Annotated in this window: 8 protein-coding genes; 5 read left to right on the forward strand and 3 right to left on the reverse strand. The window is 35.1% G+C overall.

The features are described from left to right. Positions 1–122 precede the first annotated feature (122 nt). The 3 genes from KKG99_03915 (at position 123) to KKG99_03925 (ending at position 5677) form a co-directional block, all read left to right on the forward strand. Complete coding sequence (locus tag KKG99_03915; GenBank protein ID MBU1012125.1) at positions 123–1529, forward strand: glycoside hydrolase family 47 protein; 1407 nt, start codon at positions 123–125, stop codon at positions 1527–1529. Between the two features lie 285 nt (positions 1530–1814). Then, a complete protein-coding gene (locus KKG99_03920) occupies positions 1815–2594 on the forward strand; it encodes an outer membrane lipoprotein-sorting protein (protein ID MBU1012126.1) in 780 nt (259 codons plus the stop codon). Positions 2595–2656: 62 nt separating this feature from the next. Then, positions 2657–5677: a hypothetical protein gene (locus tag KKG99_03925; GenBank protein ID MBU1012127.1), complete on the forward strand. Its 3021-nt coding sequence runs from the start codon at positions 2657–2659 to the stop codon at positions 5675–5677. Positions 5678–6064: 387 nt separating this feature from the next. On the opposite strand, the gene KKG99_03930 is transcribed toward KKG99_03925, so the two are convergent. The 3 genes from KKG99_03930 to KKG99_03940 form a co-directional block, all read right to left on the reverse strand. After that, positions 6065–7993, reverse strand: a complete 1929-nt coding sequence (locus KKG99_03930; GenBank protein MBU1012128.1) for a response regulator — start codon at positions 7991–7993, stop codon at positions 6065–6067. 245 nt (positions 7994–8238) lie between these two features. Then, positions 8239–9840 carry a 4Fe-4S binding protein gene (locus KKG99_03935; protein ID MBU1012129.1) on the reverse strand — a complete coding sequence of 534 codons (1602 nt, stop codon included), beginning with the start codon at positions 9838–9840 and terminating at the stop codon, positions 8239–8241. An 89-nt stretch (positions 9841–9929) separates the two neighbouring features. After that, entirely contained in the window at positions 9930–10256 is a 327-nt protein-coding gene (locus KKG99_03940; GenBank protein ID MBU1012130.1) for a hypothetical protein, read from the reverse strand. 156 nt (positions 10257–10412) lie between these two features. On the opposite strand from KKG99_03940, the gene KKG99_03945 reads away from it, so the two are divergent. Together KKG99_03945 and KKG99_03950 are read left to right on the forward strand one after the other, a co-directional pair. Continuing rightward, a complete protein-coding gene (locus KKG99_03945; protein MBU1012131.1) occupies positions 10413–11651 on the forward strand; it encodes a HAMP domain-containing histidine kinase in 1239 nt (412 codons plus the stop codon). 14 nt (positions 11652–11665) lie between these two features. Next, positions 11666–12373, forward strand: a complete 708-nt coding sequence (locus KKG99_03950; protein ID MBU1012132.1) for a response regulator transcription factor — start codon at positions 11666–11668, stop codon at positions 12371–12373. The last annotated feature ends 8 nt before the right edge of the window (positions 12374–12381 follow it).

Genomic DNA, 12381 nt, shown 5'->3' on the forward strand with positions numbered 1-12381 from the left:
GTTTTATAAACTAAAAACCAAAAGCTAACGCTAATAGCCCTTTATTTCTTCATTGTTCTTATCTTTCAATACTAACATTAGAGACTTTCCCTTATATTTACATTATTAACAAAACTATCTTAATGATGAAAGCACTTCTTTTAAGTCTATTTATTACCCTTACATTGGTTTCTTGCCAAAATATAGATTCAAAAAAAATCATTAATGACCAGACTGAAAACAACCGACTGGCTCAGGAAGTAATTACCGAAACACTCAGATCGTGGGACGCATACAAAGAATATGCATGGGGACATGATGCCCTGACACCGCTTTCAAAATCGTTTACCGACTGGTACAGCGAACCGCTCTATATATCACCTATTGATGCATACAGCACGCTCTACTTGATGGGATTAATGGACGAAGCAAAAGAAATTGAAAATTATGTAGTTGATTCATTAAATTTTAATAAAAATATAGATGCAAAAATATTTGAAGTGAACATTCGAATATTGGGTGGTTTGCTATCGATGTATGAATTATCAGAAAATCCAAAAGTTTTAGATAAAGCAAGAGATTTTGCAGATCGAATGATGCCTGCATTTAATACAAAAACAGGAGTTCCTAAATATTGGGTAAACCTTAAAACCGGAATTGCCAGAGGCGATACAGTGAACGTTGCTGAAGCCGGAACCTATACATTTGAAATGGGCATGTTAAGCTATTATACCAAAGATCCAAAATACTATCAGGCAGGAAAAAAGGCAACACTGGCTATTTACAATCGACGTTCAGCTATAGGATTGATAGGTGATGTAATTGATGTTGAAACAGGTGAATGGGTATCCGAAACAAGCCATATTTGCGCCGGGGTTGATTCTTACTATGAGTATCTGTACAAAAGTTACCTCATGTTTGGCGATTCTGAATTAGGTAAAATATGGGATGAAAGCATCATTGGTATTCACCAATATTTAGCTGAGGAGTTTGATGAAAAACTATGGTACGGACGTGTTAACATGAATACAGGTGATAGAACCAGTTCAGTAGTTACTCTATACGATGCATTTTTTCCTGCCATACTAGCTTTGTCGGGCGATATTGATCGTGCTGAAAAGTATGAGAAAACCTGGAGCTGGCTTTGGAATAAATACGGCTTAGAGCCCTCTGGTTATGATTATAAAAAAGCTATTGCAAAATATCCTGATTATGATCTTAATCCGGAAATCATCGAATCGGCTTATTACTTATATCATTTAACCGGTGATACAACCTATCTATCGATGAATAAGAAATTTTGGACTGATATTAAAAAATATTGTAGAACAGAAGTTGCATATACTTCTATTGTCAACGTCGAAACCATGGAACAAAAAGATTATATGCCCACTTTTTTCTTCGCCGAGACATTAAAGTATTTTTACCTTACTTTTTCACATCATCAAAACAATTTTAATTTTGATGATCATATTTTTAATACTGAAGCACATCCATTTCGAAGGAGTGGAATTGATAAAACAGAAGCAAAAATACGATTGGGGTTTTAAACCCATTCTCAGATAATTAGTTATGTATACTGGGATAACTAACTCGCTATAGTTGTTATTAGGATCATAAAGTCATGTTTAATAAGCAAACATGGCAGAAAAAATTTTTTTTTAATGAATTGAAAAAAATCATACTTTTAACATTAAGAATCTTCTGTTTTTTTGAATCAAGCCTAAATATTCGAAATTCAATAATTTTTATAAAACGAGCATGTTCGTTAAACATAAACAAGGATGAAAATTTATATGCAAGTTCAATCCATACTATTTTAAAATTAACCACATATGAAAAAACTGAAACTATTTTGTATAGCATTAATTGTTGGAATTTCAACTCAAATTAATGCACAAACTGCTGATGAAACTATTGCTAACTATTTCGAGAATACAGGAGGAGTAGCTAAATGGCAAGCACTTCAAGGGATTAAAATGAGCGCCAAAGTTAACCAGGGAGGAATGGAAATCCCACTTGAAATAATTCAATTAAAAGGAGGCAAACAAATGACCGTTATTAATTTTCAAGGAAAAGAAATTAAACAAGGTGTTTTTAATGGTGAGATTTTATGGAGTACCAATTTCATGACCCAAAAAGCAGAAAAAGGCGACCAGGAAACTACTGACAATATGAAACTACTGGTAAATGATTTCCCAGATCCATTTCTGGATTATAAGAAAAATGGCTATACTATCGAATTATTAGGTAAGGAAACCCTTGATGGTAGCGAAACTTTCAAGATAAAACTTACCAAAAAACCTATTACCGTAGATGGGGCAAAAGTGGAAGATATTACATATTATTTCTTTGATGCAGAAAACTTTGTTCCTTTGGTTATACATTCTGAAATTAAATCAGGTCCGATGAAAGGACAAGTTTCTGAAGTTAAAATGAGCGACTACCAAGAAGTAGATGGCTTATCTTTACCTCATTCAATGACCCAAGGCTTAAAAGGCCAACCCGGACAAGCGATTGCCATCGACAAAATTGAGTTAAATCCTCAAATCGATCCTAAGGAATTTGAATTTCCTGAAGAGGTTGCAGTTGGAGCTGATCCTGTTAAAAAATAACATCAAAACTACCCTCAATATTCACTTATTGAGGGTTTTATTTATTAACTAAACCATAAAAAATGAAAAAAATATTTTTTGCATTTGCATTCAGCATTGGTTTCTTGCCATTCAATTTGGATGCCCAAACCACAGGAGTTATTAATGCAAATGATTTATTTGGCGATTTATCTGTCCGACATATTGGACCTGCATTGATGAGTGGTCGAATCAACGATATGGAAACCCATCCCACGAATCCACGAATTATTTACACAGCTACTGCCGGTGGTGGAGTTTGGAAATCGAATGATGCCGGAACTACCTTCAACCCTATTTTTGATGATTATTGCCAATCGATTGGCGCCATCGCACTTGATCCAAACAACCCGGACAATATAATCTATGTAGGAACAGGTGAAACCTGGCCACGAAATAGCGTTTCAATCGGTGATGGATTATACAAATCGAAAGATGGTGGTACGAATTGGGAGAAAATTGGATTTGAAAAATCAGAACGAATTGCCAATATCATAGTAAACCCAAAAAATTCAAAAGAAATTTACGTTGCGGTGTTAGGTGCACTTTGGTCGGATAGTGATGAAAGAGGGGTTTACAAAACAACGGACGGTGGAGCAACCTGGGAAAAGGTGTTATATGTAAATCAAAAAACAGGAGCTGCCGAATTAGCAATGGATCCATCAAATCCCGATATTCTTTATGCATCAATGTGGGAGTTCAGGCGCACTGCCTGGTCGTTTGAATCGGGAGGTGATCATAGTGCCCTTTACAAATCCAAAGATGCAGGAAAAACCTGGAACAAGATTCACAATGGATTTCCAAAAGGAAAGTTGGGACGCTTGGCAATCGCGATAGCACCTTCAAGTCCAAATATCCTTTATACCATTATTGAAGCAGAAGAGGATCTCAGGAAAGGACTTTACAAAAGTGATGATGCCGGTGAAAACTGGAAACAGCTCAATAATGATTTTGAAATTACAGTACGTCCATTCTATTTTTCAAAAATAGTGATTGATCCTAAAAATCCTGATGTGGTAGTAAAAGCCGGATTGAGGGGTTCTATTTCCAGAGATGGGGGCAAGACTTTTAAAAATTTAGGAAATATGCACGCCGATATCCACGATATGGTATTTGATATCAATGATTCTGACAGAATTTACGTTGGCACGGATGGCGGAGTTTATCGTTCATGGAATGGGGGAACTACTTTGGAAATTGTGGAAAATCTTCCCTTATCTCAATTCTATCACGTGAGTGTAGATGACGCTGAACCCTATAATGTCTATGGTGGCTTACAGGATAACGGTTCCTGGTACGGGCCCTCGGCTGCCAGCGGAGGCATTGGTGCCAGGGAATGGAATTCAGTTGGTGGCGGTGATGGATTTAGGGTGTATAGGCATCCAACGAAAAACATTATCTATTCGGAAATGCAAGGTGCTGAAAATGTTTGGCGCTATGATGTTGACAATAAACTGATAAAAACGATCCAACCTTTGCCCGTAAAAGGATATCCAAAATTTCGGTTTAACTGGAACACCCCAATTACTACCAGTGTGCATAAACCTGATCGTTTTTATATCGGGAGCCAGTTCCTTCATAGATCAGAAGACATGGGTGATACCTGGACAATTATTTCTCCAGATTTAACTACCAACGATAAGAGCAAACAGGAGCAGGCTAATTCGGGTGGTTTATCTATAGACAATTCCGGAGCTGAAAACCACACAACCATATTTACCATTGCCGAATCACCTCTTGACGAAAATGTTATCTGGGTAGGAACCGATGATGGAAATGTTCAAGTAACTACCGATGGAGGTAAAACCTGGACAAACACTGTCGCTAACATAGCCGGTTTACCAAAAAATACCTGGGCATATCATATTGAAGCCAGTTCATTCGACAAAGGAACGGCCTATGCTGTTTTTGAAGGTCATACTACAGGTGATTTTAAGCCTTATGCGTACAAAACCAGTGATTTTGGAAAAACATGGAAAAATATCATTACTGATAATATTGTTGGTTTTGCCAGAAACATTCAGGAAGATTATGTAAATCCGAATTTACTGTTTTTAGGAACTGAATTAGGTTTGTACATTACTTTGGATGGTGGCCTGAGCTGGACCAAGTTTACCAAAAATATTCCTCCGGTTGCAGTTCATTATATTGAATTGCACAAAAAAACCAACGATTTGATATTAGCTACTCATGGCCGTGGAATTATCATCATTGATGACATTTCTCCGCTGCGTGAAATTACCTCGGAAGTAATAAACAAAACCTTGCATTTTTTCACCAGTAAACCAACCGTGATGAAAGATCAAGGTGGCTTTGCCAGCAGTTTCGGTACTGAAGTTCAATTTATCGGTGCAAACCCTACTTCTGCTGCGCAAATAAAATATCTGCTACCAAAGCGACATACTTTTGGTAAAATGACTTTGGAAATTCAGGATATGGATGGAAAAGTAATTTCAACTTTGGGTGCCGGAAAATCGAAGGGGATCAATATCGTTAACTGGTCCTATTCTATTAAACAACCAAAAGTTGCAAAAGGAAAAACTTTCAGTTTTGGTGGAATTACGTCACCGAGGGTAAAAGCCGGAAAATATAAAGCCGTTATTACAAAAGGTAAAGACGTTTTTGAACATGTATTTGAGGTTGTTTATGATGAGCATGCAGGTCTTACAGCAGCAGATCGTGACTTGAAGCATAGTACGACCATGAAAATGTACGATATGACCCAAGAACTTGCGTATATTGTTTATCAGTTAGATGCCATCTTAGAAGCCAATGCGAATAATAAAAAACTTGTAGCTTCTTTAAATTCGCTTAAAGAAACCTTGGTTATTACTACGGGTGATAATTATGTTGGCTCAGCAGAACCCCAATTAAGGGAAAAAATGGCTGATCTTTATGCAAAAATAGCCGGCAGTTACGATAAACCTACTTCTAATGAATTAAATTATTTACTTATCATCGAAGAAAGCTTTAATCAAGCAAAACTCGATTTTGCCAAGTTGATCAAAAAGGTAAAATTGGATGTATTGAAATTAAAAACATTTGATGAGTTCCTAAACGAATAAGCAAAAGAAAGGCCGGTTTTATCCGGCCTTTCTTTATTTTGGCATACATAGCGAAAATTTAAAGTCTGTGACGAATGCTATTAAAATGCGTTGGGGAGCCTGCCTGCCTGCAGGCAGGTTGCGGGTTGCTTTCCTGTCAAGTTACACAGAAGTTGAAGCGGGGTAGAAAGCTTGCATAACCACTTAAACCCATATTGCATATAGCCTTTGCTAGGAGTTCGTTGTTCTTGTTTATCAAACATTTAAAGTACCTATATAGTAATTAAATTCGTCCATATCTTCATCATCTAAAAAGTCTACCGTGTGATTTTCATTCTCTTTTATCCGGCAGGAACTGATAATGAAAAGTAATGATATCAGTGGAAGAAATAACTTCTTCATAAAAATTTAATTGAGAAAATACTTCGAGATAATTGCCAAAAGCGCATCTTTTTTAGTAGGTTTGGAAATATAATCGTTACAACCCGCTTCAAGTGCCTTTTCTTTATCCCCCGGCATAGCATAAGCTGTTTGAGCGATAATAATGACGTCACGATTAAATTCGCGAATTGCCCGTGTAGCTTCATAACCATTCATTATAGGCATCTTGATGTCCATCAATATTAAATCTAATTTTTCATTCTGACAGATTTTTATAGCATCTACTCCTGTCTGAACATGATAGATTTTTTTGCAGTTATCTTTCACTATTGCAGTCAGATAAGCATCCGAACTCTCCTGATCTTCTGCAATCAATAATGTGATTTGTTTTAATTTATTCATGGCACTTTTATTTATGGCAATGTCTTCTTTGTCTTTGTGATGCTTGGTATATTTATAAGGTAAGCTGAAATAAAATTCTGAACCTTCTCCTTCTTCTGAATGAACCCAAATTTTCCCTTTGAGCATTTTAACATAAGATTTGGTGATAGAAAGACCTAACCCTGCTCCTTCATATAAACTCGATAAGCTTGAATCGACTTGAACAAATCGATCAAATATTATTTTTAATTGGTTTTTAGGGATTCCTATACCTGAGTCAATTATAAAAAATTTAAGCTCGTTATCAAATTCCTCGTATCCCATTTCAATAAATCCTTCGTCAGTATATTTTATCGCATTTTTAAGCAATTTGTTGAATATAGCATACAACTTTTCTTTATCAGTTTGGATTAAGATGTCGGATTTTGGTTTGTTTTTAAAGATAAATTTCAACCCTTTACTTTCAATTTCCGGTAAAAACAAATTGAATATATCTTGCATTTGTTCGTTAATATTTACTTCCGAAAGATCAACTTTTACATATCCTGCTTCTATTGTCGAAACATTTAATAAATCATTAATAATGTTCAGCATTCTTTCACCGCTACTCTCAATCACCTCAATGTATTTATCCCTTTCTTCTCCGGTTAAATCTTTTTCCTTAAGCAAATCTGCAAACCCCAGAATGCCATTCATCGGTGTACGTATTTCATGACTCATATTAGCCAAAAATGAAGACTTTAAACGATCGCTTTCTTCAGCTTTTTCTTTGGCAATAATCAGACTTTTTTCAATTTTCTTTCGAATTTTAATCTCCTCAATAAGATTTTGATTACGTTCGTCAAGTAATTTTGTGCGATCTATTACTTGTTCCTCCAAACCTTGATTAATTTTTGTTATTTCATCTTGCTTCTCGGCCAGTAATATTCTTTGATTGAAATCAAGGCGTTTCAAAAATTCGATATTATATAAAGCCAACATGCTAATAACATGAGCCGAGATAAAGAATGCACCTGCAACTAATAAGTGCCCAAACTGTGTATCTGTTGAATCATAAAAAATAAAAATGGCAATACTATAGATAAGGGTCAGTATAATTCCTGCTATAGTCGCAGGAAGAAACCTAAGGTGAATAAAAAAATATCCAGCCATAATTACCAAAAACATTCCTCCATAATAATATAAATTATTAGGATTTCGTAGTAACATATATATAATGCCGCTACCACCTGCAATAAAGCTTATTGATAGAAGTGTCTGCCAGATATTTCTGAAATATTTGTGAAATGAAAAAAGAAAAACTCCTGATAATATAGGTATTACGATTAAATACCTTATGATGTGGAATTCTTTTATAAATTCTTCAGAAGTTATTAAATCTAAGTATCCAAAGGCAGCATAGAGCAGTGAAACTGTTATAAATGAGATTCGAAATGGTATGAGTGAATTCTTAAAATAGTCTTGCCTGAATTTGGCTTCAATATTTTTGTTGAAGAAGTTTAAGGTGATCTTATTTATATTCAAATCAATATTGATATTCCGAATATTATTATTGATTCCGGGAATTTTAATCATTTTTAGGTCTTAATTCATCGCTAAAGATATTAAAATAAGTTCTTTGGAAAATTAAATAAATAAAAAAACTGCAAACATGCTTTCGAACATTAAAAGTACATCCTGAATAGTCTAGACAAAAAAGGAAGTAAATATATCCTACTATTTGATCCCGCGAAGACGAATTCTTAGGCAGGATCTCAAGGCTATTTTACCCACAGCCTGCAAGGAGGTTTATTTATATGTTGTTTGTATTTTTTGCAATACTACTCAATCGTGAAAAGCCTTAGGATATTTTCAACAGAAATAACTTCATCCGCCTTGGCGACTTCAACTACCTTAAAATGATGATTTATAATCTCAACATCTGTTGAGTTTTTGCTCTTTGATTTGAATCCTCTTTGCTCAATAATATTTTTTAAATTTTCTTCTGTAAGCTGAGAATTAGATTTGACATATAAAGTGAGATAAACCGGACATCCAAATTCAGTTTGCATGCCAATAATATCTGCCTGTTCTGCCAGTATGCCTCTCAGATTTTCAGTATCCAACTGATCCAGAAAATTATCAATACGGATTTTATAAACAATAAGATGGTCATCATTCAAATCAATTTCCTGTAACCGAACCTTAGCCGGGGTAAAAATCCATTCCCTGATTTTAAGGGTATCGGTCATGTCAGGAGCATACCAAATTTTTACCGTAAAAGTGCCGACATAAGTATCTATTCCATAAACTCCATCCATATCGTACATGTGATTCGAAAATGCAACCGAACTGCCATAGCATTTAATTGTTTTCAAATCGTGAATAGTATATATCTCCATCTCCGATTTCGTTTCAGGTTCGGCCCAATATTCACTCAAGGTTGGCAATTCGAATGATTTACCCAATACAAGTCCTGCAATAATTAAAATAACAACAATGATTGCGGGCCACCATTTTCTTCCTTTTCTGTTGATTGCCAAAGCGCCTTTTTCTGGACACACTTGCAGGCAATCGGCACATAAATGGCAGTCGATATGTTTTATAACAGTTTCCTTTGAGACTTGAATGGCTTGGGGGCATGCTTTATCACATAATTTACAACTGGTGCATATTTTAGCATCTCGTTTCACCTTTAATAATGGGAAAATCCTGCTTTGCATCGTGTAAAGCTCAAATATATAAGCTATGGCACAAAGAAATGCCAATGGCCAAATAAAACTGATATTTATTACGTAAACATTAAGAAGCAGGTAAATTCCCAGAATACTTACAGTGAGGGTAAAATACCTGAAAATACTTGATAGTGCTCCGAGTGGACAAAGGTATTTACACCATAAAAGCCGTATAAAAATAGATCCAATAATTACTAATAGGATGGCACCTATGGCCATCATTACATTCACATCGGGATTAAAACCGGAAGCAACTGCATAATAAGGGCAGAACCACTTGCAGAACAATTCACTCGATTCAACAGTGAAGTAAACAGTGATAAAGAGTAAGCCATACTTCAGCGATCTTAAAATTTTATCGGTGACACCGGTAATTGTGTAACGCATTTTAAATTTATCTCCAATTTTACCTAACCATTCTGAAATTGATCCGATGGGACAAATAAAAGAACAAAACAATTTACTAAATAGGATAATGGCTATAACGAATATCAACCCCATCGCAATTTGAGCACTGGTCATGGTACAAGCCAGGGTATCGTTTACCAAAAAACTAGTCAATGCCTGAATCCCTCCAAATGGGCAATAAGCTTCAAAATCTGCTAAATAATTAGGGTTAATAAATAAACTAATTCCCATGTAAATTAATAATGAAAAAATTATTAGCTGGATGCTTAGTCTGTAAGGATTGGTTTTAATCTTTTTCATATTGGAAATACTGATGAGGGGAGTGGATTAGAAAAATCCCCGACTAAAACATGGCCGGGGATCTATTATTGAGAATTCGCTTAGAGCTATTACTTTTTCTTGGCTTCTGTTTTAACCGCTGTTTTAGCTTTATCACAAGTGGCCGCTTTATCACAGGTGGCTGCTTTATCGCAAGTTCCTGTTTTATCACAAGTGGCTGCTTTATCACAGGTGGCTGCATTGGCACAAGTTGTTGTTTTTTTCTCTAAACATGTAGCAGCAGTTGGGCATGTTGCACATTTTGATGAAACTTCTTTTTTTGCTTGTTCGGTTTTCGCTTTTTTAACAATTTTTTTCTGATCCTGAGCAACTACATTTGCAACTAAAAAGAAGGATAAAAAAGTAATGCTGATAAATAATACAATTTGTTTTTTCATATCTATGGTTTTAAAATTTATTTATGATCCAAAAATAACACATTGATTTTAGTTAACAGGTTAACTATATGTTAAATGAGGTTATAGCGATGTTATTTTATGTTATAGCGATGTTAATATTTTAGCCGTTAGTCAAAATCTTTTTAATTTTGACACATGAAGAAGATGAAATTCCAATTGGTTTTATTGATTATTACTATATTTTGCCTGTCAGGATTGGTGGGAATTCAAATTAATTGGATCCTCAAACAAGCCAATTTACAAGAACAAGAATTTAATAGAGATGTCAAAAAGGCCTTAATAAGCATAGAAAAAAATCTTGAAGGTATCAGCGAATGTCCTTTTACAAATAAAACAGAAAATAATTGCATGGCATTGCTCAATACCTTTAAACAAGCGATTAATCTTGATTCCCTCATTACCCACGATTTAAATTATCACGGGATAGATTTGGATTATGAATATGGCATCGTGAATGTAAAGTTGGATAATTACTGGAGCGCACAAAAGGGTACAACGGTGACGGTAGATCTGGCCCAGGGACTACATGAATCAGGGTATGAGCTAAAGATTAATTTTCCGAAAAAAAGCGATTTTGTTTTTGCGCAGATTGGTTATGCTTTTATTAGTTCATTGCTTTTAATTATCCTTGTGGTTGTTTCCTTCATGCTTATTTTCAGATATTATAAAAGAGAAAAGTCGCTTACAGAGCGGATTCGTGAGTTTGTTAATAACATGACCCATGAATTTAAAACTCCTATAGCTAATATTGCCTTTGCAAATAGCATGATTTCAAAGCACTCAAAGGTTGAAAATGACTCAAAACTTCAATCCTTTACTCAAATTATTAAAAGTGAGCAAGCGAAGCTGAACGACCGTGTTGAAAAATTATTGAGTACCTCTTATAGTAATAAAGAGGCAATAAAAGAGTTTGAAAAATTGGATTTGTCGGTTTTGATTCAAGAAATTATTAGTTCAAATCAGGTACAGATATTGAATAAAAATGGAAAGATCAATTTTTTCGAATACGGCGATGATCACATCATTCTAAGTAATAGTAACCAACTTCAAATCATTCTGGATAATTTAATAGATAATTCAATTAAATATTGCACCGTTAACCCAGAAATTGATATTACATTGAAATCAAGCGAAAAATATCATCTGATTGAGGTAAAAGATAATGGAATTGGAATTTCGCCCGATCAGCAGAAATTGATATTTGATCAATATTACCGCGTGCCAACCGGTGATGTTCATGATATCAAAGGATTCGGAATTGGGCTGTATCATGTGAAACGAATTCTGGACCAAATTGGTGGGGAAATTATGGTGAATAGCGAAATAAATAAAGGAAGCCAATTTATCGTTAAATTGCCTAACCATAGAAAATAACCACGACTGTGCAAATGAAACCAAGGATACTAATTGTTGAAGATGACGTTAATCTGGGATTCCTGCTGGTTGAGTATCTGGAGTCGAATGGTTTTGAAGTTAAGCTGTATATTGATGGTGTTGCCGGTCTGAACGGTTTCAGGATGGGAACCTACGACCTTTGTATTATCGATATCATGTTACCCAAGATGGATGGCTTTAGTTTGATCAAAGAGATTAAGATGCTTGATAAACATATTTCGATCATCATCTTATCCGCCCGTTCATTGAAAGAGGACAAACTAAAAGGATTTGATATTGGTGTTGATGATTATATTACCAAGCCATTCGATGAAGAAGAGCTTGTTTGCAGGATAAATGCCGTTTTAAACCGAAAACAAAAACCTGACCCGTCGAAGCAGGCTAATTTATCAAAAGTTTCGGTTGGAGATTATAGTTTCGATCCACTTAATCAGGTACTATCGTTGAACTCGAATAAGTATCGTTTGACTTTTAAGGAGAATAAAATTCTGCAATTACTAAGCATGTCAAAAAATGAACTGGTAAAACGGGATGAGATCATGGAGCAGGTTTGGGGCGATTCGAATTATTCTACCGGCAGAAGCCTTGACGTATTCATTTCAAAATTAAGAAACTACCTTAAAAAGGATCCTAAAATAAAAATTTCGACAATTCCATCAGTAGGATACATCCTGGAAGAGAATGCGGACATTGGTTCGTGATTAAGTTG

This window comes from Bacteroidota bacterium (assembly GCA_018816945.1).
In the GTDB taxonomy this organism is placed as follows: domain Bacteria; phylum Bacteroidota; class Bacteroidia; order Bacteroidales.

Bases quoted from the DNA above. Each gene is read 5' to 3' on its own strand.
- KKG99_03915 (MBU1012125.1), top strand. From the start codon at position 123: ATGATGAAAGCACTTCTTTTAAGTCTATTTATTACCCTTACATTGGTT.
- KKG99_03920 (MBU1012126.1), top strand. From the start codon at position 1,815: ATGAAAAAACTGAAACTATTTTGTATAGCATTAATTGTTGGAATTTCA.
- KKG99_03925 (MBU1012127.1), top strand. From the start codon at position 2,657: ATGAAAAAAATATTTTTTGCATTTGCATTCAGCATTGGTTTCTTGCCA.
- KKG99_03930 (MBU1012128.1), bottom strand. From the start codon at position 7,993: ATGATTAAAATTCCCGGAATCAATAATAATATTCGGAATATCAATATT.
- KKG99_03935 (MBU1012129.1), bottom strand. From the start codon at position 9,840: ATGAAAAAGATTAAAACCAATCCTTACAGACTAAGCATCCAGCTAATA.
- KKG99_03940 (MBU1012130.1), bottom strand. From the start codon at position 10,256: ATGAAAAAACAAATTGTATTATTTATCAGCATTACTTTTTTATCCTTC.
- KKG99_03945 (MBU1012131.1), top strand. From the start codon at position 10,413: ATGAAGAAGATGAAATTCCAATTGGTTTTATTGATTATTACTATATTT.
- KKG99_03950 (MBU1012132.1), top strand. From the start codon at position 11,666: ATGAAACCAAGGATACTAATTGTTGAAGATGACGTTAATCTGGGATTC.